The sequence below is a fragment of the Methanooceanicella nereidis genome, assembly GCF_021023085.1.
GTDB classification, from domain to species: domain Archaea; phylum Halobacteriota; class Methanocellia; order Methanocellales; family Methanocellaceae; genus Methanooceanicella; species Methanooceanicella nereidis.
This window is the reverse complement of record NZ_PGCK01000001.1, coordinates 155,196-177,505: the sequence shown is the minus strand read 5'-3', so window position 1 is coordinate 177,505 and position 22,310 is coordinate 155,196. Positions and strand designations below refer to the sequence as shown.

The window sequence follows — 22,310 nt, the reverse complement described above, 5'->3', positions numbered from 1 at the left end:
GTCATCATATAAAGTAAAATATTAAATATCGATGTATGTGATAAATATATAAATTAAACAAAAACTATCCCGGGCATTAAAAATCATAATGGTGATCGTAGCATGGACATAGACATCGTATCTGGCTCAAGCGTTCCCAGACTGGCGCAATGTATCGCGAAAAATATGGGTATGAAAGCACATTTTCCCTTTATAGAAAAGTTCCCTGACGGTGAGATACACGTTATAGAAGGCGATTTTAAACCGAAGGAGACCGTAGTGTATGTCCAGACGATGCATCCAAGGCCCAATGACATGCTTGTGGAGACTCTTCTCACAGTGGACCTGTTAAAAGAACTGGGCACAAGAAGGGTGATAGCCGTAATACCTTATCTGGGATATACCAGGCAGGACACCAGGCACGTCGAAGGCGAGGCGATCGGGATCCGATCAGTTCTGAAGACACTGGAATCCTGCGGCGTAAATGACATCGTTAGCGTAGACCTTCATCTGCACAGGCTAAGCATGGATGACCTTTTAGGGTTCAGTAAAGTAAAGCTACATGAAGTTAGCGCAATAGACCTGCTGGCCAGCGAAGCCGGCAAACGCCTTTTAAAGCCGGTGGTCATCGGTCCCGATTCGGAATCCGAGAGATGGGCAAAGAGAGCCGCAGATATTTTAGAAACTGATTACGATGTCATGGAAAAACACAGGCTGTCGGCTAAGGAGATCGAGATAAAGCCGAAAAGACTGAACGTCAAGAACAGGGACGTTCTGATCATAGATGACATAGTGAGCACGGGCGGAACGATGATGGAAGTGATAGGCTCTCTCAGGTCGCAGGGAGCTAATAAGATCACTGCAGCATTCACTCATGCGGTGTTAAGCGACATAGATACGCTGACGGGACTGTTCAGGGCTGGCGTGAACGAGCTGATATCGACGAACAGCATCAACAACGAGTTTGGCACGCTGGACCTTTCATATGAATTATCGAGAAAACTAAAAGAGATACTATAGCCCTAAACCTGATTTTAACATTTTCAACGGGGCTCTGATGTCGAGTCCCTTTGAATATTTTTCCGCGTGCCATAAAGGTCGGTTATTTTCTTAGCTCAATTAATTAAGTAGTATGTTCTTCTTGTCCAAGATTCTTTAACATGTCTTGATCCCGGATATTAATGAGTTCTATTTTTTCACCACGAAATCTTTGATGAGCGGGGTCTTGCTCAGGTTTTAAGAATGAAATAACGTGTCTTACCTATTGGTCTTTGAGATGAAGTTTTTATGGTTGTGCCTGTCGGATGGCAGGCAGGCACGTAACCTCACAGAAACACAGAAACACAAAATTTTTTTTATAATTTAAGGTCACGAAAACCCAAAGGTTCACTCACCAAACCACAAATGCTCCAGTATCACCGTCAACGCTCTAATATCCCTAACGCCCGGCTCAACGCACTAACCTCTCTAAGTCACCAACGCTAAAACAAGGCCCGAACATTCTCAAAAACACTAAAGTCTAATATCCCGGTCTGTGTTCGCCTGACCTATAGCAGGGAAATATAGATCATTTAAACGTCAACCGAGATGTTAAAATTTCGTGCCCTTGGAGAATGTTCGGGCCTTGTTTTAGCGTTGGTGGCTTAGAGCGCTTCGAGCATTAAGCCGTGCATTAGAGACTTTAGTGCATTGACGGTGATACTAGCGCCCTTAGAGATTTAGTGAGTAAATTCTTAGTGCTTTTGAGCCCTTAAAAATCATATAAAAAAATTTTTGTGGTTCTGTGTTTCTGTGAGGTTACGTGCCTGCCTGCCATCCGACAGGCACAACGGCAGAACATCGATCCCATAATGAATGTTACATGCACGTTTTTACAGAGACCTTCAAAAAGTTTTTCATGGGAGCGCACAAGGGCAACAAAGGTCCACAATTTTCTTTCTTTAAATTTAATATAATGATTATAACGCTCATATATGGATTCTTAAATTACAAAAAAATAACACTGTTTTTCTAAAAAGTCCTTCATGTTCCTTGGTTGCCTTTGTGGTGAAAATCGGATTCTGTATTAACAGGACCGAACACTAAGGCATTAAGATACGTAGATTTAGGGACTGGTAAATAAAAAGGACACTGTCAAAATATAAAATCGGTCATGAGCTTTTTTCTGTCGGATTGACATCGGGTATCTTACATTCGCATACTGCCTCATAGAGAGCTTTTCTATTCTCCTCATGCAGCAATATGGCCTCCTCATACACCCTTACCGTATTATCAGCGGCTATCTCCCATGAGAATTTTTCTACGGCTCTTTTCCGGGCATTTATACCCATGGTCTTTCTCAGGTCCGGGTCTTTTAGCAGTATCACAGTAAATTTTGCAATGTCATCCGGGTCCTGAGGATTTATGTGAAACCCGCTAATGTTCTCACCAAACGGTATCACCTGCTCCCTGAACCCTGACGTTCCGCTTGCCCCTACGATCACAGGCTTACCCATAGCCATCGCCTCCAGGCATACAATCCCGAAAGGCTCATATTTTGACGGGAAAACGGCTATGTCGCACGCGGCATAATACTTGATGCGCTCATGCTCCGGGATATATTCATATTTAAGGATGACATTGTTCTCCAGGCCATGGGAGGCCACCATCTGCCTCAGCATGCTTTCCTGCTCACCCTTGCCCACTATCACCAGTTTTGCGTCGGGTACCTCTTTTACTATATTCGCCATCGCCATGACGAGCGTATCGGCGCCCTTCACCCATGTCAATCTTCCGACGAAGAATATCATCGGGGAGTCGCCAACGCCTATCTCTTCCTTAAACTTTCTTATCTCTTCATCAGAAAAGATGCCCGGCCTGTACTTATTAACGTCTATGCCGTTATACACTACCCTGATCTTACTCTCCGGGTACCCGTATTTCATAAGCTCGTCGCGCATAGCATAGCTTACGGTCACTATCATGTCCGCTTTCACTGCCGCGAGCCTTTCGATATTCTTAACCGTGGCGGAACCGTTCCCGGTCCTCCCCTGTTCCGCGGAATGAAAATGAACGACCAGCGGAAGTTTCATACTTCTCTTCGATATGATGCCCGCTATGAATGAAAGCCAGTCATGCGCGACCACGATATCGAACGTTTTACCTTCCTTTCCCGCAAGGCCGTTAACAAGTTTGGATGCCGAAAGGAAGTTATAAAATATCGTCTCCATGAAAAATTCCTGTCCGCCCGTATCCCAGTTCATCACATCGCCCGGGCTTACTATCGGAAGGACGTCCGCGACGTTCAACAGGAGCGGCCTGTGGACCTTTACGCCTTCCCAGATGTCATTAGTGGGGTCGTTTCCCGTGTTTCTGGAAAAGACCGTGATATTATAGCCTCTTCGGACATACTCTTTGGTTATCTCCATAGCGTATGTCCCGAGCCCACCTCTAAAGAACGGCGGGAACTCGTCCACAAAATATGCCATCCTCATCATATCACCTTACTGTACACATCGACCATTTTTTCCGCCACCCTGTCCCATCTGAATAATTTATCTACCTTTCTCCGTCCGTTCTTACCCATCAGGTTGCTCTTAATATGATCATTAAGGACGTAATTGATGCCCCAGGCGAGAGAATCCGGGTTAAGGTATACCTTGACCCCGTCATAGAAATTATCGACGTTCTCCGAAAGCCCTCCTACGTCACTTACAACTACCGGCCTTTTTGCGCTCCAGGCCTCGAGCAACACAAGCCCGAAAGGCTCGTTCCTGCTTGGTATAACGACCACGTCGCTTGCATAAAGAAGGCGGATGTACTCGGAGTCAGGTATATATCCAAGAAAATGCACGGGAAGGTCCCACGTCATTTCCTGCAGCCTGCTTTTCATGCTGCCTTCACCCGCCATGATGAAATGCGCTCCCCAGTAGGTTGAAAGCACTTGCGGTATCGCCTCCACAAGGATGTCCGGTCCTTTCTGGTATTCCATCCTCCCTATAAAGAACACGAGAGGAGCGAGGGGATGTATGCCGTATGACATCTTGACCTCGCCCTGATCTATCATCGCATCATATTTTTCCGGGAATACGCCGTTGTTGACAATGTCTGTCTTCTCGTCCGGTATGTTGTACAGCCACATGACCTCGTTCTTAAGCGTGTTAGATACAGTCGTTATTCTTTTTGCAATGAGCCCGGCATACCATTCCTTGCCGGAGATCTCTTTCGATTCCCACCAGTCGCCGAACTTATTCCCTATCCTGCCGTACTCTGTGGAGTGATAAGTATAAACTGTATTTCTGTCGCGCAGTTGATGCATGGCATCGACCACATGCCAGTCATGGAAATGTAAAATGTCGAAAGGCGGCGTATCGAACTCTCTGAACCGCCTGACCATCTGATCGCTCATGTCGCGACAAAAATCTACTATATTGCCGGCCACCGGCTGGCAATAATGGTAATGAACGCCCTTGATGACCTTATCTTCTTTTCCCCTCGTAAAGAAATGGACTTCGTGCTCCTTTGCCAGCGTCTCGGCCAGGTATGTGGCCCCGGGGGACAGGCCCCCTATCTTTTCCGAATATATTGACTCCCAGCAAAAGAATGCTATTTTAAGCGTTTCCATAGAAGGTCTCTCTCCCGGTCGATAGCCTCTGTAAGATCTATCCTGTTCTTACAGTTCTCGACCACAGATGCAAGTTTTTTATCTCCAAGCGCCTCTCCTATCCATCTGGAAAAATCATTCCTCTGTATGTGGTATTCGACCGAATCTTCAGGCACATGGTTCAGCATCTCGGCAAGATCGTCCAGGCTGTATGCGGAAAATCCTGTATAATTCTGCGAATTCCAAAAGTTGAAGGCTTTATCGGGGCTGACGCTCCTCAGTATCATCGCCGTCTTTTTCGATCCTGTCCTGTGTGAGAATTTTTGCTCGTAATGTGAGAGTATGTTCATATACTGCTCGAAAGCGCTGAACGTGCTGCAGGCCTCCGGGCTAAAATAGTTGTGCACGTCGCCGCATGAGCCGAACTTCGACGCCATATAGTAGAAGTGGTCGCTCGTTTGAAGGTAGCGCCATAATTTCTTGTTCTTCGCGTATATCTTTGCTCTCTGGACCGCCTTTAAAGCGTTTTTCTGAATTGTGTTACCTGCCCATGCCGACGCATCCTTCTCTATATCCGCCCATGAGATCGTCTCATCGACGTCAAGCTCCTCGCGAGGCTCAAGCTTTGATATCGCGGACGGCGTTTCGAACTCTATGCCCCTGCCAAGGCATTCTTTAGGCAGCCATCTCAGGAAGTCGAGGATACCGGTCTCGTCCCAGTGGTGCTCGCCGAACGTCTCATAATCTACGAATATGTTAATATAATCTCCCGGAACGCTGGCTATCCAGTCCGCGAACTTATCCGCTGTCAGGGGATACTGCTCCCACTCCCTGTTGTTGAACCTGAACGCGATATCGTCGGAAAGCTTATAGTTCCTCATTAAAACTTTTATGCCCTGGCAAGTATAGACATAATTGGGGCTTCTCCAGTCAAGTATCCGCTCGACGCCTTCCGAATAAATCGCTTCGAACCCCATCTTTTTTGCGGATCTCGCTATGGAATTATTGAACAGGAACTCCGTGTTTTCCATGACACGGGGGACTACACCGAATACATCTTTCAATAGCTTCTTATGCAGCTTTACCTGTAGCTCGAATTCCTCAAGGTCGTCAAAAAGGCTTGCGATGCTGTGATAGTAAGTCTGAGCTATCAGCTCTGTGTTCTTATGCCTTGCTGCCTGCTTAAATAGGTCTAACGCATCTGTGTTCCACTTTTCCAGCTGCTCTATCAGGGTTCCCGAGATGCTGAAGGCGCACTTAAAACCATTATCAAGCCCTTCAAGTACGATCTCAGTTGCCGGTATGTAACATTTGCCTGCGACCTTTTCCAGTATTTCCTTATTTTTACTGCTAAAGTATTCTTTCTCCAGATCTTTTATCTTTACTCCATTTTTATGATCAAACCGGGAGTTTAATCTATAAGGTTGATGGACCTCAAACCCGATACAAAGTTTACTCACCCTCGCACCTCCCTTTATACTCTCATGGCTCCATACTATTTTTTATTAACTAATTTTTATATTTAATTTATTTAGTTAAATATACTATATCAATATTATCTTTATGTAATTATTACTAATTATGTTTTACTTATATATGTTTAATACAAACTATATATGCTATATATAAGCTCATTATAAAATTAAGATTTATGAGCATGTCATAAAAAACTATTAATGTACTAAATATTCATTTACCAGGTTATTTATTATTGTGTCTTTATTTAATTACTATATCGGATATAAGGGATCCTGTATTAATTATCATCTATCTATGACCGATACCTGTACAGGGCAAAATTGGGCATTCGATAAATAAAGGTTATGTATTTTTTAACCGTAACAAAATGATTTTGCGTTAATATTATCGACAACAGATTTATTCGTAACGTCAGAACTCTTTATGGTGGGAGGATGGTCAAAGAGATCAAACCAGTTCAATTCGGATTAGCCCTGGGCATCATCTGGGGCTTTGGTGTTTTAATGCTCGGGCTTATGGCCACTTTTCTCGGATGGGGCGTGCAGGCAGTATCAACGATCGGTTCCGTTTATCTCGGCTATGAACTATCGGTGATCGGGAGTATCATCGGCCTTATATGGGCCATCGTGGACGGTTTTATAGCCGGTTTTCTGATAGCGTATATCTATAACGTTCTGACGAAATCTATGGCATAAAATCCATGGCAGGCAGGAACTATAAAATTGATCTAAAAAGTTAAATCCTGTAACGCTCTTATATTTTTTCGAGTTTTCCATTATAAACTATTTTAAATTTTAATTTTTTAACATTTTATTAAAGTAATGTATTTTAACGCCTCATCAGGGCTTTAAAATGTTCTCATTTCTATTTACGGGCGGTGTACCTGAAAGTGGCTGATGTCGGACCGGAGCATAGCGAAGAAGAAGTGAAAGATCAGATTAAGCTCGCGCATGAAAGGACCTTTCTGGCAAAGGAGAGAAATCTTCTTGCCAACGAGCGTACCCTTAGCGCATGGATACGGACCGGGCTGTCTCTGGTAGCCGTGGCACTGGCGCTTCCAAGGCTTTTAGAGCTCAGCCATTGGTTATGGGCTCTACGGATAATAGGCGTTGTTTTCATTACGACCGCAACGGTGGTATTCGTGATCGCTTACCGGAGCTACTCGGCCATAAATAGAAAACTGACAGAGGAAGGGGTCGAGAGCACGCCGACCTGGGTCCTGAAGATCGTGATACTGGCGCTGTTATTATGTAACGTTCTGGCTCTTTTATTGCTATTCCAGGAACAATGACAATAAAATTAAAAATAGGAAAGATAAGGCCGGAATGACCTTATCGATGACCGGTTTGATACTTGCCTTGTTACGCAACGCTTAAGAAGATCGTCTTTCCAACCAGAAGCAGTATCGGCCAGATGAGAAATTCCGCATCCGCCATGGTGTATGACAGGATACGAAGATTCCTGTTGTCGATAGTCTCCGCTTTTTTAAGGTAATAGTAATTGTATATGCATAATGATAATAGCGATAGGGCAAAAAGCGGTATCACTCCCAGGTAGATCCCTATGAATAACGGTACGAATGCGAAAATGCTCAGGCCATGTAAGAACTTGAGCGTACCATTCTTGCCCAGTAGCACGGGCAGGGTCTTTAATCCTCTCTCCCCGTCCCCTTCGATGTCCTTAAGATCAAAGAATATGACGTTCAATATGACCTTCAGGAATATGAATATGAATATAAGGACGAATGCGAGGTTCAAGTCCAGCGAATAATAGAAGAGGAAAAGAAACGCGCCCGATGACGCCCACATCAGGGCTGTGTACACATTCTTAAAACAGACTATCTTTTTTGTTAAGTCCTTTAGGAAGACCGTGAACAAAATTCCGCCGAACACCAGGGCGAAAATGAACCCTATGAGGTAATAGTTCGCGAAAAATAATAGCAGCAACCCTAAGATCAGTATATAGGCAACTATCCTGACCGGATACGATTTGACCTTCTTTTCTACGAAAGAAGCCCTTTCCGGGTTTGTAAGCATATCTTTTTCCAGCTCACCATAATAATTGTAGCTGTATACTATCAGGGGTATGAGATATGATATTAACAATATGGGCAGATCAACTGCAGTGTTCAGGATCGCTGCCACTGACAGTACAAAAGCCGGGGATACCATTGATGCAAGATGTCCCCCGTATATAAGCTCGTTCTGCATCTCGGAGAATAGCCTGGAATATTTAACATCTGCTATCCATTTTTCCATTGTTGTGTTCGCATTTACATTCTCGGTCATACTTTTTCCTACTTTTAAAGTGGATTTTATTTATTGATTTGTTATTAAGCTATTAATTTTATTATTTATATTTACATAATTTTACATTAATATCGATTCTATTTTTTCTAAATCATAATTTCAATTTTGTAATTACGAATATTATAGTTTTTTAACGGTTTTATGATATAAAGTTTTCACATGAATGATTTTTATTTCAAAGCCATATTTTATCGATAAAAATTAAATAATAATTTTTTAAATTTTTAAATTAAAAATTTTGGATTTAAAAAATCTCGTTATTTATTTTATTTTTTTAAAAGACGCTTACATTAAGTAGGATTTTTCCGATCAAAAGCAAAACAGGCCAGAAAATAAATTCCGAATCCACTATCATATAGGATATTTGCCGAAGTTCTCTTTCTTCAGTAGTTTCCGCTCTCTTCAGGTAATAAAAGGCATAAATGCCTGTAAGAAGCAGGAATGACGCCAGTGCGGGGATCTCTCCGATAAATATCCCTATGATGATCGGCGAAAACGAGAATAAGTTCAGCGCGTGTAAGAATTTCAATGTTTTTTCTTTACCGACCATGACCGGTATCGTCAATAAACCCCTTTGTCTGTCGCCCTCAAGATCTTTAAGATCGAAAAAGAACACGTTTAGAATGGACCTCATGAATATAAATAAGAAAAGCAGCACGAAGAATGGCCTGAATTCAAGCGAATAATTTATAAGCAGGAAAAAAGCTCCGGCTATCGCCCATGTGAACGATGTGTATATGTTTTTAAAGCATGGTACTATTTTTGTAAGGTCTTTAAAAAAGACCGTAAATAATACTCCTCCGATTATTAATGCAAGGATGAAATAGATAAGGTACATGTTCGCAAAAATGAGCATTAATGCAAAAAGGGACACGATGTAAAATCCCAGTACGTATGGGAATGATCTTATCTTTTTATCCAGGTATGCCGCTCTTTCGGGATTTGTGAGAATATCCTTTTCCAGCTCGCCGTAGTAATTATATGCGTAGACTATCAGCGGAATTATGTAGGCGATCAATAGTATGGAAAATTCAACACCCATGCTTAAAAGTATCGCAATTGTCAGGACATGCGATGGAGCATGTAAAGACACGAGGTGCCCGCCATAAATAAACTCGTTCGAAAGGCGTGTGAAAATATTCGATATCCTGTTCTTTTTAAAAGAGATCTCATACATACCTGTATACCTCAATTATATCAAATAAATTTTATAATTTATATTATTCAAATTTTTTATTTATTATTTAAAAAAATTTATAATTATTTATATTTATATAAAATTAATTTAACATTTAATTGAAAAAAAATCTCGGAAAAACCAATTTTTATAAAAAAATTTTAAGTTTAATGTAAGAAATCCCTGTGTTATCTTATTTTTATGAAGTATGATCCTGATAATATCTTTGACCTGTGTAAATTTAATTTACACTTTTTTTAAATTTAACGTTCAATAATTATTTATTAATAGAATAATAAAGTAGTTAATCGATAACATGTATGACGAGGTCAAAAAAGTAAAAATGTTCAATATATTTCTTTTCATATTGATATCTTTCCAGTGCGCTATTTCCATGTCCCTGGTAACGATTTTGATCTACTCATATGTCAACGAGTTCCTGACCATGATCACAGTCATATCTGCCGTGCTTTTACTCATGATATGCCTGCCTCTGTCCATACAACTTTACTGGTCCAGTACTGATAAAAATCTGAAAATAATATTTCTCGGTTTGGCAGCCAACTATTTTCTTCTTTCGATCTCGGGAATACTATGGTACCTGATGCCGGTGACGTTTGATCTTCCATGGCTTGTGCCCGCAGGAAAGATGATCATGATCATGGCGTGTTCGGCCGTTCTGGTGACCCTGTTCATGATCGTGAGAGTGCATTATGATCAGATCAAACAGCAGATCAGGCATTTTATCATTTTTGTGAATGCAGCGTCAGCTTTTCTGATAGTCTATTTCATGGCGGTCAACATTTTTGAAGGAAGCAGTAATGCGTTTGATATACTGGTATACGGGTCATGTGTCCTGATCGATATTGGCATTCTTACGCAGGCTTCGATACTTCTAATCATCTATATGCCAACTAAATACCGATACGCCTTTTCTATAATCCTCGCAGATTTTCTTCTCAGCATAATAGGCGACTCTTTGAACCTGGTGGCTTACCTGGGCATGTACGATACGTTCGGATATTCGCAGTTCTTTTATGACCTCATGCTGATAGTGGTCGCGGTTGCGCTGGTCATTTACTCGTTAAGCGGTATCCGGCCTACGACAATAGAAGAGGTAAATAAGGAGCTATACGATACGAAACATCTTATGCATGACCTGATAATGCAATCTCCCGACGGCATATGCATTTGCGACATTAACGGGGGGATAATCCTTTCCAATAAGTCCTTTAAAAGAATGTTCGACCTTAACGATCAAAATATCGCTGGTTTTAGCATTTTTAATCAGGGGGATAAACTGAGCGAAGAGTTCAAGGACAAGATACTCAGGGTTAAAAAAGGCAGTATAGTGGTATTGTCGGGGCTTAAACTGAATGACCACGACAGCATGCAGGATAAATACGTTTCAATGAAGGTTTTCCCGACATATTCATCCGAAAATAAAATATCGAGCTATATTGTCCTGTCAGAGGACATCACCGAGCGTAAACGGGCCGAAGAAGAGCTGTTACAGGAAAAAATGCAGGTCGAGCTTTATATAGACCTTATGGGGCACGACATCAATAATATGAACCAGATAGGCATAGGCTATCTGGAAATGGCCCTGGACACTTTCAATCTTAATGATGATAATAAAACATTTTTAGTAAAGCCGTTAGAAGCTCTGGAAAACAGCTCGAACCTGATACAAAACGTCAGGAAAATACGTAAGCTGAAAACCGATAACTTCAGTTTTGAGCCTGTAGACCTCGAAGAAGTCCTGCTGGAAGCCATTCAGGAATACAGTGACATTCCGGGGAGAGACATCTCGATCGAGTACGACGGCCTCAAAGGATGCGTACTTGCCAACCCTCTCGTCAAAGACATATTCACTAATCTCTTAAACAACTCGGTAAAACATTCAAACGGCCCGATCATTGTTAAAGTCAGATCAGTCGAGATATTAGAGGGCGATAAAAAGTATTACAGGATCGAAGTGGAGGATGACGGCCCCGGAATACCCGATGATATGAAACCTATCGTGTTTGACCGTATGCACCGGAGTAAGACAAGGACGGGCGGAAATGGATTGGGCCTGTACCTTGTAAATATGCTCGTCGAGACGTTCAACGGGACGATCAATGTGGAGGACCGGGTCTCCGGAGACCGGACAAAAGGCACAAGGTTCATCGTAATGCTTCCGGCCGCAGAAAACGTCAGTTTGAACTGATCATATCCGGTGCTTGAACATGCAGCAAAAAGATCGCGCTATAAAATACATTATTATTGTATGCCTGGTCCTCGTCTTTATATTCACCAGCATGTGCCTGAACGATAAAACTGATCACGATAATTTCACCGACCATGATAAATTTATTTTTATCGACCATCACGTACACATAAACGGAAGTATGGTGCAGGGAGAATATATGGGGCCGATGATCGATTTTCCGACGTACAGTTATGACGAGGAAACAAAAACACTGTCAGGGTTGTTTTATTTTGAAGTTAACGACACGCTGAAAATGATCTACGGGGATGGCAGAAGTCTAAGCGGTGCCGCAGGAGGTGGCGCAGGCACTGTCCTGCAAGGTGTTTACGGGCTTCCTTACGAGAAGGATGCGATGAAAATAGTGTCCATGGATAGCAGCGGCACGGTGACAATGGAGTATAATAATGAGACGATCATCTTAAGATCAGGCGAAAAATGGGAAAATATCACATCCGGGGTCAGGAAGTTCGATCTTGCCGATAATTATGCTATAGTCAATCTAACCCGGACCGATACCATCGTTAATCACGGGATTCTGGAAAAAACAAAAATAATAAACCATCGAAAATGATGGGAGATCAGTAATAAAGGCCTGAATATCCTGTTCAGGCCACTTTTACGATTAATTCGAAAGTAGTGTAATTTATGCTTTCGTTGATCCCTTCCCATGGACGATGATATATACCTTTTATCTGCTGCTCTCCGGTCTTAATAGCTTTAAACTCCCAGTCGTGGGTGCCGCCTGCGCCGACGATCTGCTCGGTGGTATTGCTCTGGGTATATTCATCGCTCATCAGCTCAAGGCCTTCGGTATACGTCATATTCCAGCTGTACCCCGTCGACGGGTTTTCAAATAGCTGTATATGGAATATTTCGCCATTTTCAATATTCACGGTCTCGCCGCTATTCGACTCGTTAAAAGTCTTGATCACAGCTTTCTCCTCAGTGCATCCTGAGATCAGGACGAAAAACAAAATGATCGTTATCATTGTCAGCAGGAAATATTTTCTCTGGTTCATAATAGTAAGATTATTATTGTAAGTTATAATAAAATTACGTTCAATATTTTTTAATAATAAAAATAAAAAGGGGCAAAAATATTAGCCTTATATGCCCCTTATCCTTATGTCGCCATTAACTGCGTTGGCGTAGATCTTTAATCCCGTGCCGTCATATCCCGGCGAGTTACCGACCAGTGTGAACATATTCGACGTAACGGTCTCGACCGGCACGTTAATGCTTATCGGCTCCCGTTTTGGCACTGCGGTATTGGCATCAACGTAGAATTCAGAATTTTTAGGGATGTAGATGAGTATGTCGCCGTTCACAGTGGTCACAAGGATGCTGCCCGATGTACTCTCTGTCGTTACTTCAACATCTCCATTCACAGTTATAAGCTCGGCGTACCCGGCGCTGGCTTCAGATGTGAGCCTGCCGTTCACAGTGCTCGATATGACCCTGTTACAATCGAACTCACCGATGTTTATATTGCCGTTCACGTCAAATACGAGCATATTATAAGTCTTGTTTGCCGGCAGGGTGATGGTTATGTCCGATACAAGCCTGTCATTGAACCTCAGGTCATCATCCATTTTATCCCTTATCAGAAGGCTCAGCGTTTTTACGCCCAAAGCGTCCGACTCCCGGTAATCGACGACCAGCCTTTCAAACTCTTTTTCAGTCCCCCGCGCATGTATCTCGAACGTATAATCGTCGTCCTCGCCCGGGATCAACGTTATCTTCCCGTTGATGTTTGAAACGTTTAGCTCCGCATAATCAAATCCGGTCAGGTTCCCTGTGTACACAAAATCTTTTTCCATCATCTTAGAGCTATCAGTCGATGGGATATTGGTCACGATAGCGCACAGGAACGCGGCACTATAAAGCAATATCAGGATTATTATAAATGCAAGTATTCCTCCGGTCAGGAGTAAAAACCTATCAGTCTTCATATTATTCTTACCTCAATAGTTTATTGACAATTACCTGGAACGATCCAGTCATTTGTTAAATGGTAATATTTTTCAGCCGTTTATCTCCCTTTTAGATCATCAATTTTTATGTACTGATGATCTTTCTAATTATCCTATATCGTATAAGTATATTATTTATACGATTTTAACCGGGGAGCGCAGAGTGGGGAGCCGGGAGTCCCATACTTCGGGGAAGAGTAGTCAAGGTTCAAAGGAAAAAGATAACGCAGGAGTTTTATTTGTAGAATAAAAACCTTTTCACTCTACCGGAAACGAAATCTTTGTACTCCCCTAAGATGTCCATTTTACATATATCGGCGACATCGGACTTGCCATTAACGTTCGTTATAAATATCGACCCTCTGTTCGTCGAATATATATCCTTGAAGTCATAAATCGCTCCAATGACCATCAGCTTTTCCGAACTGATAAGCTTTCTAATATGTCCCTCATCAAGAAGCGTGTCGATCTGCCTGTCGACGTTCGCCTCAGTAAGCAGGGTCTCAAAAAACGTTATGTCGCTTACAGACTTTGCTGTCGTGATATTATGATCCCGGATATATTTCGTGATACCGCCTTTTTTATCCAGGATGGAGTCGACATCATCTACGGCAGGCTTGAAGAACGCAAGCGATTTTCTCACACGGTGGTGCTTATCCGCCATATCCCTTATCGAGGAATGTATCGCGCCGCAGCCCGTATGGCCCAGTATCATCAATAACGGGGTATGGAGCTGGCATGCCCCGTACAGGATACTGCCAAGGTTCGGCTCTACCCTGTTGCCGATGTTCTTGACCGAGAATATCTTCCCTATCTTTTCATCCAGAGCCCTTTCATGCACCCGGGAGTCAGAACAGGTCACGAGAGTGACGTCCGGCTTCTGGCTTTCCATCATCTCATCGTATTTTCCGGATACTGTCGCCTTTTGGGCATACACATCGTTATGCTCCAGCTTATCCAGTAGTATGTTGATACCTTTTTTGGCCATGCTAAACTCCCATCTAATGATGATATATTTAAAAAATGCGGTGTCTATGAGTTTTAATGTTTTCCTGTTTTCTAATTGTCCTGTTAGTTTAAAATTACCGCAATTAGAATCATAAAGTTATTATGTAATCGCTTATAAGATATTATGATCGTATAAAACAGGCAAATGCGCTCGAGATATTTTAAGATGCGAGAGCATGAGAGCCGCCATTAATATGTCGGAAGTAGGATGATCATGAGAATAAAAAAGATCTCTGTTTACGGGCTTTTCGGGCTGTTTGACCACGTCGTCCCTCTATTCACGGAAGATAGGATAACCATAATACATGCACCCAACGGGTACGGGAAAACGACTATCCTCAAGCTCATTTATTCGCTGTGTAAAGGGCATGACATCGATATTCTCATGACTGACTTTAAGCGGTTCCGGCTTGACTTTGAGGACGGCTCCAACATACAGGTCGAAAAGATAAAGAACGACTATCCTCAGAAAAAAAGCGGAGGGCTGCTGAAAGACCTCAACTTTAAGGAGATATTGAAATACACTTACACAAAGGCTGACGGGGAAGTTCTTGAATATATCCCCAGGTTTAACCGGGAAAAGCTCAGGAGCTTTATATCCCAGCTGATATCGCCTAAGGCAAATAATGGCGATGCGGCTTTTAAAGATCCCGACGCAATTAAGGACCTTGAGCTTGACGAGGTAGTGAACGTCTACAGTAACATGTTCTCGAACCTGATAAGCGGATCCGACGACCAGCCCGAATGGCTGGCAGGAATGAGGGATTGTATAGATATCATTTTTATCGAGTCCTCGAGGCTGTATAATGCCCCGGGGAACTATTCCGCTCGCGATAAAACGAACGGGCCGGAGCCCATAGTAAATGTGTACTCAGAAGGGATCATGGATGTCATGGCGGCGAAGATATCCCTTTACGCTGACGTTTCTCACAGGCTGGACAGGGCATTCCCTGCCAGGCTTTCAAAAAATATGGAAATGCTGATAAAGAACGAGCTGAAGGATGGGGACATCCTGGACACGGCATCGATCAACTGCGAGCTTAAAGAGCTGGAAGTCAGAAGGTCAAGGCTGATCGAGGCCGGCCTTCTCGAAAACGGCGAATCTGACCATGTCGACATCAGCGAGGGCATGCAGGATAACGCCCGCATCGTCCTTACAATGTACGTACGGGATATGAAAGAAAAGCTTTCAGTGTTCGACGATCTTGAGAAAAAGATCGAGCTGTTGAAAAAGATAATCAACAAACAGTTCCTGTATAAGAAAATGGTCGTCAGTAAAGAGAAAGGATTCATCTTTACGCTCCCCGACGGCAGCTATCTAAAACCGGACCGGTTATCCTCGGGGGAACAGAACGAGCTTATCCTGAATTATGATCTTTTATTCAATTCGAGCCCGGGCTCGTTCATACTGATAGACGAGCCGGAGATATCCCTGCATATTATGTGGCAGCAGCAGTTCATAAGGGACCTGAAAGAGATATCGGGGCTGGCGGACATCGATATACTCATAGCGACGCATTCACCGCATATAATAGATGATTTCTGGGACCTGACGGCAGAGTTGAAGGGTGCTCCTGATGTTAGAGTATGAAAAGGCGTCCCATATACTGAATAAGATCAGGATGCAGCGTAATTACTTTCAGGGGTGTTTTCTCATTGTCGAGGGCACATCTGACGCTCTTTTCTTCAGGCAGTTCGTGGATGAAAAGGACTGCAAGATACTTGTCGCGGGAGGAAAATACCATGTCATCGAGGCGCTGAGGAAGATCGACGGGGATGATGAAAAAAGGGTCATAGGCATCGTCGACTCTGATTATTCAAGGCTTGACGGGGAAAGCCTCGAGATGCCGAACCTATTCATGACCGACACACATGATCTGGAGACATTAATAATAAGGTCACAGGCACTTAATAAGTTCCTGATCCAGTATGCGAGCTATACTAAGCTCAACAGTTTTGTCGTCCGCTATGACCGGACATCACAGCAGGAGCCGGACATAAGGCATATACTGGTCAACAGCGGCAAATACCTCGGCTATTTTGTATGGCTGAACCAGAGAAAAGGATGGAACTTTGATTTTAGCGACATTGACTATGGCCGGTTCGTCGATGCGGAAACTCTGCGCATCGACAGCAACAGGATGGTCGAGCACGTTGTATCCCGCTGTAACGGAAAACGAAGGTATTATATTGATGAGGTCGAGAACAGCCTTTTCAAGATGATAAGGTCTAAGGGCGGTGAAGACGACCTGTGGCAGGTATGCCGCGGCCACGATCTCGTCGAGATACTGCTGATCGGCATAAAGAGAATATTCGGCTATGACGGCGCAAAGGACCTTGTCAATAGCAGGGAGGACGTCGAAAGAAACCTCAGGCTGTCCTTCGGCGTTATACATCTCGTGAGCACTTCACTGTATGCTTCACTAAGAGAATGGGAGAGAAATAACCCGCAATATAGGGTCTTCTCTTTTGAGGATATTGAAATGAATGGCAAGGCCGAATATAATCCCGAGCCGGTCAAAGAAAATAACTGAAATATTAATTTAAAAGAGAATTTAAAAGTAAGGAGTTTTCCTTACTTTATATACTATCGATCTCTATATTTCCGTTCACCAGGTTGAAATTCATCACGATGCCGTTCCCGTTATAATTCTCGGTCTCACCGATGAACGTGAACCCGTTATTCTTGCTGGTCTTTACCGGCACGCTTACGCTTATTTTATCGACCGGGGACGCTGAATGGGCCTCGATCTTAAATTCCGAGTTTTCCGGCACGTTCATGTTAATGTTGCCGTTCACGGTCGTCGCGGTTATCTTACCTGTGGTCTTTGAAGTGGTCACATAGATATTGCCGTTAACGTTAACGAGCTCTGAATTGTCCGCATTGAACGAAGATGTCAGCTTTCCGTTTACAGCGGTCATCAGAAGATGGTCTCCCGATAGATCGCACACATCGACATTACCGTTGACAGTGTTCAACTGCATGTCCCCGTAATGCTTGTTTTTCGGCAAGGTGATGATAATGTCCGAGTAAAACCTGTCAAAGTTTCTCCCGTCATCCCATCTGTGATCCTTTACCGCAACTTTTAACGTCTTAGTGCCTGCTGCGCCGCTCTCCACAAATTCCACATACTTGTTTGCGAAATCTTTCTCTGTTCCCTTCGCATGCACCTCTATCTCATATTCATCCGCGTCGCCTTCTTTCACGATCACGTTGCCGTTCATATTATGGACGTCCAGTTCTATGGTGTCGAATCCGGCAAGTGATCCGTTGTAGTAATAGTCACGCTGGATAAGCCCGGAATTGTCCATTTCATAATATGCCGGGTGACTGTCAACGTAATTCCCTATTTTCGGGATATGCGTTATGGCCGCACACAGGAATACCGAACCTATCAATAATACGATTATCACGAATAGCGCTATTGCGCCTAATGCCAGAAGCGATCCTTCATTTGATCTCATTTTCTTTTACCCCTATAGCTTATACATATATCTTACATATACACTTAATCATGATATGTACATCATAAGCATAGGTACATATATTATATATGTATTTAAAGGTTTCTATCGCTTACTTCGGGCAGTAAAAATTTCTACTTTTAGGGATAAAATGAAAAATACCGTTCAGAAAAAACGCCAGACAATACCATAATTTTAAAAAATGCCTGAAAATATAGTCCGACAAAAAATCTTTGATCGACACTTAGACTATCGGAAATAATCGCTGCTAAGCCGCTGGTAATCTTATTATGAACCTGACCCCTTTCGTATGGTCTCCTTTGATCCTATCCTCCACCGATATTTTTCCGTTATAGCTATCGACGAGCGTTTTTACCAGATATAATCCGAGCCCGCTGCCTTTCGCACGGGTCTCCCCTCTCCATGACCTGTTAAAAATCTTGTCTTTCGTATCATCGGGTATCCCGCGGCCGTCATCCTCGATGGCGATCTCATAACAATCCTTTTTTGACGTTTTAGTCTTTTTGACGCCTATCCATATTGTCACGCGGCCGTTATTATGCTTTATCGAGTTTTCCACAATGTTGGATATGGCATCCATGATCAGATCGCCTGCCATTACCATCGCTCCCGGAACAGGCGTATAATTTATAGTGACACTATTCCCCTGCATGTGCGAGTACCTTGATATGACATCGCGAACAGCAGCGTCCAAATCCACAGGGATGCTCTCATGCTTGCTTGTTTTAACCTTCCTTATCTTATTTACGTTATCTATGAGCAACGTGCTTTTTTTAACGGAATCAAGCGACCTTTTGACATATTCTCTCTCCTCTCCTCCGATCTTATCTGATTGAAGCGACAATTCCAGGTATCCGATGAGCTCCTGGTTAACGTTATTGATATCATGCGACATCAGGTCAGTATATAGCTCGGCCTGAGCCTTCGCATCCTTTAAGTCCCGTTCGCTCTTTTTTAGGTCCCTGAATATGATATTGTACGGTTTTTCGAGAGCTGTCACGATGATAGCGTTGAAGATAAGCCCAAACGATATAAGCCTAAAAATATGTCCCAAAAAATTCTCAATATCGTATGGCCCTCTATATACAGTAAAAAACAGCTCTCCTACAATGCTCGCAAATAGCGCAAGCATCATGAGCTTTACCATGCTATCGTCAAAGCTCTTCCTGTTCGCATATAATAGGGCCATTGAAGCGCCAAGTAACGTTATTATCACATATTCGCTGTATATCTTAAATCTCGTCAGGCCTTCCCCTTCTATATAGCATTGCGGGAATATCCCCCAGTAAAATATGCTTAATAGCAGGAAGATGGTTATAAGTGAATAGCCAAAAAAGATAGTCTTGCCGTTAAGCTTTCTATTGATCATGAACGCCGCGAATATGAACGAGAGGCTCTCAAGGTACCTTCCCGCGACCCATAACTGTGTAGGAAGGTTCGTGCCATACCCGATCAGAATGTTCATTCCCTTATATGTAAGCAAATGTATGAAATCCAGTATGCCGGCAAATAAAAACGCAATGCCTATGATCAAAAAATAATCGTTGTTGATGAATTTTCGAGAATACCAGGTGATCACGAAGATCATTGATGCCACGATCACAATGATCAATTCTACAGTCATGTGGAACATTACGTAGTTATAATCGCTTAACATGAAAAATCCGCATATGACCAGTATGCTCGAGAACAAGGTGATAATTCTATCTTTTATGATCTAGTACACTTCCCTTCTAAATTAGAATTCTTATTAGACAGTATCTATTATAAATTTTTATGTATGATAATAATGATAGTATATTAATTACTAGATAAGCATAGTCGAAGCTTTTTATCGGTATATTGCCGTTTATACTACGTTGATCTACTTTTTAAGGCGTCACTGACGTTTCTCACCATTATCTGCCTTATTATGGCTTTTTCAAATATGTGCCGACCAGGCATTATAAAAAATGTGCCGTTACAATAATGGATAGATCTACCCGCTTATTAATATCCCCGACCGATAAGATATTTTTATTGACAATTTATGTCTCAATATATTTATTTCTGTAAAAATTTAACATATTAACCAATTTACCACTAAATAACTGCTGAACGACCTTTTGAATATTTACTAGTTCATCAAACATAACTTAATATACCTTCAAATTCTACCAACTTAATTGTTGATCCTTAACACCGGGATCAGTGGGGGTAATGGTGTTGACCAAATGCTATATTCATCCTGAAGATGATGCAGCGGGCACCTGCTCAAGGTGCGGCAAACCTGTATGTTCATCATGTTCGATAAAATTCAACGATAGGCTCATATGCCGGTCATGTGTCAAAAAAGCGGTCGCGACCAAGAAACCGACCATAGACTCGGTAATAAGCAAGACAAGCAATATCAGTGACCTTAGCGACCTGCACAGGATACGCTTTGAACCAGAGATAGATACACGGGAAAAAAAGTTTTACCGCCTGGTAGATAGAAGCCTGCTGATCATAGGAATGGTGCTGCTGATCATCGCGATCACCGCTCTGTTAGGATATGCTTTACTCGGTTTCTTTTCACTTCAAGGCATTAACTTTATGTCTACCGGGACACCCACTCCTCTGCCGCCTTATCTTATGGACCCGAATAGCATCGGCTCTATCATGGGGACAGTTTACGATTCAAGGGGCAAGGAAGTCCCCAATGCGAACGTTACTCTGTGGCAGGATGGCAAATTGATCTCGCTGCCGGACAATCCTCAGCTATCCAGCGATGGCAGGACTTTACTTATCGGAAAATATTACTTTGAAAAAGTCCCGTTCGGGAGATATACGGTCAGGGCCGAGATCAAAGGATATAATAGCGTGACTATCGTCGACCTTAATTCTCCCCTGTCGTCAAGCAACATAGTGATCGAGGGATATACTTACTCGAACCCGTTCATCCTTTGAGGTGAACGTCCTTGATTTTTTATTTTCCGACAGTGGCTTAAACTGTAGATCGGGACCCTGATATCTTTCCCGGCCTGGGCCATGCCGCTCGAGATCACGGATATTAAACAGTTAACGTCCATATATGTAATTTAAATTTAATTAATTTTATAAATATTAATACTGTATAAGATCTTATGTCCCAGTTTATGTTCCGGAGGTCTTGAAATCCCTGAATCTTCATGGATATTTACTATGGAAGAAGGCGGGCTGGCCGAGAGCAGCGTAGAAGCCGTATTTCCAAAAGGTATGCCTGTCCTTCTGATCAAAAAGGCCGGGAAAGTGTATGCGATATCAAATAGATGCGCTCATATGGGATGCACACTCGCCGGAGGGGAAATAGACGGCTTTACATTAATATGCCCCTGCCATAACTGGAAGTACGACATCAGGACCGGGGAATTCTTGAGTGCGAAGGAGATCAGGGTACATACCTATCCGCTAAAAATATCGGAAGGAAAAATATTCATCCGGATCGATGGAGGTGGATGATGAAGAAAGTTTTCATGTATACGCTGAGCACCTGCCCGTGGTGCAGGAAAACAAAAAAATTTTTTAGCGAGCATAGCATCCCTTTCGATTTCGTCGATTATGACCTTGCCGGGGAGGACGAGCAGGAACGGCTTGACAGGGAAATGTCAGAGCTAAGCAGTGATGCGAACTTCCCTCTGGTAAAGATAAACGGGGATGTGGTCGTCGGTTACGACCCTGAGAAATATGAGGAACTGCTGGGATTAAAAGCGGGCGTAAGGAAATGACATGAACGTCGACTCAAGAAAAAAGGCTCTCAGGTATCTTTTTGAAAAGATAATAGACCCTCTTGGATATAAATTCAGCCCGGACGAGGAGCTTGTAGATTTCTTACTCGAGCAGGAAGTAAAGCTGGAAAAAAAGCACGGAATACCGTACTGTCCCTGTCAGGGACTGAAAAAAAGCAGGGAGTACAATATGAAGATAGTCTGTCCATGCATTCCGTTCCACAGGGAACACTTTGACGCCATGAAGCGGTGCTGGTGCGGGCTATACGTGCATAAGGACGTTACCGACCCGGACAGGCTCAGGCAGATCCCGTTGAGCGAATTGAAGCGTGATTGAC

General features: G+C 42.9%; 21 protein-coding genes. 11 read left to right on the top strand and 10 right to left on the bottom strand.

Translation table 11 applies throughout. The features are described from left to right. Positions 1–102 precede the first annotated feature (102 nt). On the top strand, positions 103–999 hold the full coding sequence (locus CUJ83_RS00990) for a ribose-phosphate diphosphokinase (RefSeq protein WP_230739566.1): 897 nt from the start codon (positions 103–105) through the stop codon (positions 997–999). 1,130 nt (positions 1,000–2,129) lie between these two features. Here the strand turns inward: CUJ83_RS00990 and CUJ83_RS00985 are convergent. The 3 genes from CUJ83_RS00985 to CUJ83_RS00975 are packed head-to-tail and all read right to left on the bottom strand — an operon-like array spanning position 2,130 to position 6,021. Further along, the gene (locus tag CUJ83_RS00985; protein WP_230739556.1) at positions 2,130–3,455 is read right to left on the bottom strand and encodes a glycosyltransferase family 4 protein; all 1,326 of its coding nucleotides are present in this window, start codon (positions 3,453–3,455) and stop codon (positions 2,130–2,132) included. After that, positions 3,452–4,582: a glycosyltransferase family 4 protein gene (locus CUJ83_RS00980; RefSeq protein ID WP_230739554.1), complete on the bottom strand. Its 1,131-nt coding sequence runs from the start codon at positions 4,580–4,582 to the stop codon at positions 3,452–3,454. Before CUJ83_RS00980 ends, CUJ83_RS00985 begins: the two co-directional genes overlap by 4 nt. Next, a complete protein-coding gene (locus tag CUJ83_RS00975) occupies positions 4,564–6,021 on the bottom strand; it encodes a glycoside hydrolase family 57 protein (protein WP_230739552.1) in 1,458 nt (485 codons plus the stop codon). The genes CUJ83_RS00980 and CUJ83_RS00975 overlap by 19 nt, the downstream gene beginning before the upstream one ends. 453 nt (positions 6,022–6,474) lie before the next feature. On the opposite strand from CUJ83_RS00975, the gene CUJ83_RS00970 reads away from it, so the two are divergent. Both CUJ83_RS00970 and CUJ83_RS00965 read left to right on the top strand, forming a co-directional pair. Beyond that, positions 6,475–6,735 (top strand): bacteriophage holin, encoded by a 261-nt coding sequence (locus tag CUJ83_RS00970; RefSeq protein ID WP_230739550.1) that lies wholly within the window; start codon positions 6,475–6,477, stop codon positions 6,733–6,735. A 194-nt stretch (positions 6,736–6,929) separates the two neighbouring features. After that, positions 6,930–7,331 (top strand): YidH family protein, encoded by a 402-nt coding sequence (locus CUJ83_RS00965; protein WP_230739548.1) that lies wholly within the window; start codon positions 6,930–6,932, stop codon positions 7,329–7,331. A gap of 70 nt (positions 7,332–7,401) precedes the next feature. On the opposite strand, the gene CUJ83_RS00960 is transcribed toward CUJ83_RS00965, so the two are convergent. Together CUJ83_RS00960 and CUJ83_RS00955 are read right to left on the bottom strand one after the other, a co-directional pair. Then, complete coding sequence (locus CUJ83_RS00960) at positions 7,402–8,328, bottom strand: UbiA family prenyltransferase (protein WP_230739546.1); 927 nt, start codon at positions 8,326–8,328, stop codon at positions 7,402–7,404. A 295-nt stretch (positions 8,329–8,623) separates the two neighbouring features. Continuing rightward, the gene (locus CUJ83_RS00955) at positions 8,624–9,526 is read right to left on the bottom strand and encodes a UbiA family prenyltransferase (RefSeq protein WP_230739544.1); all 903 of its coding nucleotides are present in this window, start codon (positions 9,524–9,526) and stop codon (positions 8,624–8,626) included. Positions 9,527–9,842: 316 nt separating this feature from the next. On the opposite strand from CUJ83_RS00955, the gene CUJ83_RS00950 reads away from it, so the two are divergent. Beyond that, positions 9,843–11,738 (top strand): sensor histidine kinase, encoded by a 1,896-nt coding sequence (locus CUJ83_RS00950; RefSeq protein ID WP_230739542.1) that lies wholly within the window; start codon positions 9,843–9,845, stop codon positions 11,736–11,738. Positions 11,739–11,757: 19 nt separating this feature from the next. Beyond that, positions 11,758–12,351 (top strand): hypothetical protein, encoded by a 594-nt coding sequence (locus CUJ83_RS00945; protein WP_230739540.1) that lies wholly within the window; start codon positions 11,758–11,760, stop codon positions 12,349–12,351. A gap of 34 nt (positions 12,352–12,385) precedes the next feature. Here the strand turns inward: CUJ83_RS00945 and CUJ83_RS00940 are convergent, their stop codons facing one another. The 3 genes from CUJ83_RS00940 to CUJ83_RS00930 form a co-directional block, all read right to left on the bottom strand. Beyond that, positions 12,386–12,799 (bottom strand): protease inhibitor I42 family protein, encoded by a 414-nt coding sequence (locus CUJ83_RS00940; RefSeq protein ID WP_230739538.1) that lies wholly within the window; start codon positions 12,797–12,799, stop codon positions 12,386–12,388. A gap of 87 nt (positions 12,800–12,886) precedes the next feature. Then, positions 12,887–13,732, bottom strand: coding sequence for a DUF4097 family beta strand repeat-containing protein (locus CUJ83_RS00935; protein WP_230739530.1), 846 nt, complete (start codon positions 13,730–13,732; stop codon positions 12,887–12,889). A gap of 256 nt (positions 13,733–13,988) precedes the next feature. Then, the gene (locus CUJ83_RS00930; RefSeq protein ID WP_230739528.1) at positions 13,989–14,741 is read right to left on the bottom strand and encodes a carbonic anhydrase; all 753 of its coding nucleotides are present in this window, start codon (positions 14,739–14,741) and stop codon (positions 13,989–13,991) included. Positions 14,742–14,969: 228 nt separating this feature from the next. On the opposite strand from CUJ83_RS00930, the gene CUJ83_RS00925 reads away from it, so the two are divergent. After that, on the top strand, positions 14,970–16,352 hold the full coding sequence (locus CUJ83_RS00925) for an AAA family ATPase (RefSeq protein WP_230739523.1): 1,383 nt from the start codon (positions 14,970–14,972) through the stop codon (positions 16,350–16,352). Further along, the gene (locus CUJ83_RS00920; protein WP_230739520.1) at positions 16,339–17,295 is read left to right on the top strand and encodes a DUF4435 domain-containing protein; all 957 of its coding nucleotides are present in this window, start codon (positions 16,339–16,341) and stop codon (positions 17,293–17,295) included. The genes CUJ83_RS00925 and CUJ83_RS00920 overlap by 14 nt, the downstream gene beginning before the upstream one ends. A 46-nt stretch (positions 17,296–17,341) precedes the next feature. Here the strand turns inward: CUJ83_RS00920 and CUJ83_RS00915 are convergent, their stop codons facing one another. Next, positions 17,342–18,226 carry a DUF4097 family beta strand repeat-containing protein gene (locus CUJ83_RS00915; protein WP_230739518.1) on the bottom strand — a complete coding sequence of 295 codons (885 nt, stop codon included), beginning with the start codon at positions 18,224–18,226 and terminating at the stop codon, positions 17,342–17,344. A 268-nt stretch (positions 18,227–18,494) separates the two neighbouring features. Next, on the bottom strand, positions 18,495–19,940 hold the full coding sequence (locus tag CUJ83_RS00910; RefSeq protein WP_230739516.1) for a sensor histidine kinase: 1,446 nt from the start codon (positions 19,938–19,940) through the stop codon (positions 18,495–18,497). 512 nt (positions 19,941–20,452) lie between these two features. Between CUJ83_RS00910 and CUJ83_RS00905 the strand changes: the two genes are divergently transcribed. The 4 genes from CUJ83_RS00905 (at position 20,453) to CUJ83_RS00890 (ending at position 22,309) form a co-directional block, all read left to right on the top strand. After that, the gene (locus CUJ83_RS00905) at positions 20,453–21,175 is read left to right on the top strand and encodes a carboxypeptidase-like regulatory domain-containing protein (RefSeq protein WP_230739514.1); all 723 of its coding nucleotides are present in this window, start codon (positions 20,453–20,455) and stop codon (positions 21,173–21,175) included. A 234-nt stretch (positions 21,176–21,409) separates the two neighbouring features. Continuing rightward, positions 21,410–21,706 (top strand): Rieske (2Fe-2S) protein, encoded by a 297-nt coding sequence (locus CUJ83_RS00900; protein ID WP_230739512.1) that lies wholly within the window; start codon positions 21,410–21,412, stop codon positions 21,704–21,706. Continuing rightward, positions 21,703–21,972 (top strand): glutaredoxin family protein, encoded by a 270-nt coding sequence (locus CUJ83_RS00895; protein ID WP_230739510.1) that lies wholly within the window; start codon positions 21,703–21,705, stop codon positions 21,970–21,972. Before CUJ83_RS00900 ends, CUJ83_RS00895 begins: the two co-directional genes overlap by 4 nt. A 1-nt stretch (position 21,973) precedes the next feature. Next, on the top strand, positions 21,974–22,309 hold the full coding sequence (locus CUJ83_RS00890; RefSeq protein ID WP_230739508.1) for a ferredoxin-thioredoxin reductase catalytic domain-containing protein: 336 nt from the start codon (positions 21,974–21,976) through the stop codon (positions 22,307–22,309). The last annotated feature ends 1 nt before the right edge of the window (position 22,310 follow it).

Bases quoted from the DNA above. Each gene is read 5' to 3' on its own strand.
- CUJ83_RS00940 (WP_230739538.1), bottom strand. From the start codon at position 12,799: ATGAACCAGAGAAAATATTTCCTGCTGACAATGATAACGATCATTTTG.
- CUJ83_RS00980 (WP_230739554.1), bottom strand. From the start codon at position 4,582: ATGGAAACGCTTAAAATAGCATTCTTTTGCTGGGAGTCAATATATTCG.
- CUJ83_RS00925 (WP_230739523.1), top strand. From the start codon at position 14,970: ATGATCATGAGAATAAAAAAGATCTCTGTTTACGGGCTTTTCGGGCTG.
- CUJ83_RS00945 (WP_230739540.1), top strand. From the start codon at position 11,758: ATGCAGCAAAAAGATCGCGCTATAAAATACATTATTATTGTATGCCTG.
- CUJ83_RS00955 (WP_230739544.1), bottom strand. From the start codon at position 9,526: ATGTATGAGATCTCTTTTAAAAAGAACAGGATATCGAATATTTTCACA.
- CUJ83_RS00960 (WP_230739546.1), bottom strand. From the start codon at position 8,328: ATGACCGAGAATGTAAATGCGAACACAACAATGGAAAAATGGATAGCA.
- CUJ83_RS00915 (WP_230739518.1), bottom strand. From the start codon at position 18,226: ATGAGATCAAATGAAGGATCGCTTCTGGCATTAGGCGCAATAGCGCTA.
- CUJ83_RS00950 (WP_230739542.1), top strand. From the start codon at position 9,843: ATGTATGACGAGGTCAAAAAAGTAAAAATGTTCAATATATTTCTTTTC.
- CUJ83_RS00990 (WP_230739566.1), top strand. From the start codon at position 103: ATGGACATAGACATCGTATCTGGCTCAAGCGTTCCCAGACTGGCGCAA.
- CUJ83_RS00970 (WP_230739550.1), top strand. From the start codon at position 6,475: ATGGTCAAAGAGATCAAACCAGTTCAATTCGGATTAGCCCTGGGCATC.
- CUJ83_RS00890 (WP_230739508.1), top strand. From the start codon at position 21,974: ATGAACGTCGACTCAAGAAAAAAGGCTCTCAGGTATCTTTTTGAAAAG.
- CUJ83_RS00895 (WP_230739510.1), top strand. From the start codon at position 21,703: ATGATGAAGAAAGTTTTCATGTATACGCTGAGCACCTGCCCGTGGTGC.
- CUJ83_RS00985 (WP_230739556.1), bottom strand. From the start codon at position 3,455: ATGATGAGGATGGCATATTTTGTGGACGAGTTCCCGCCGTTCTTTAGA.
- CUJ83_RS00920 (WP_230739520.1), top strand. From the start codon at position 16,339: ATGTTAGAGTATGAAAAGGCGTCCCATATACTGAATAAGATCAGGATG.
- CUJ83_RS00900 (WP_230739512.1), top strand. From the start codon at position 21,410: ATGGAAGAAGGCGGGCTGGCCGAGAGCAGCGTAGAAGCCGTATTTCCA.
- CUJ83_RS00935 (WP_230739530.1), bottom strand. From the start codon at position 13,732: ATGAAGACTGATAGGTTTTTACTCCTGACCGGAGGAATACTTGCATTT.
- CUJ83_RS00930 (WP_230739528.1), bottom strand. From the start codon at position 14,741: ATGGCCAAAAAAGGTATCAACATACTACTGGATAAGCTGGAGCATAAC.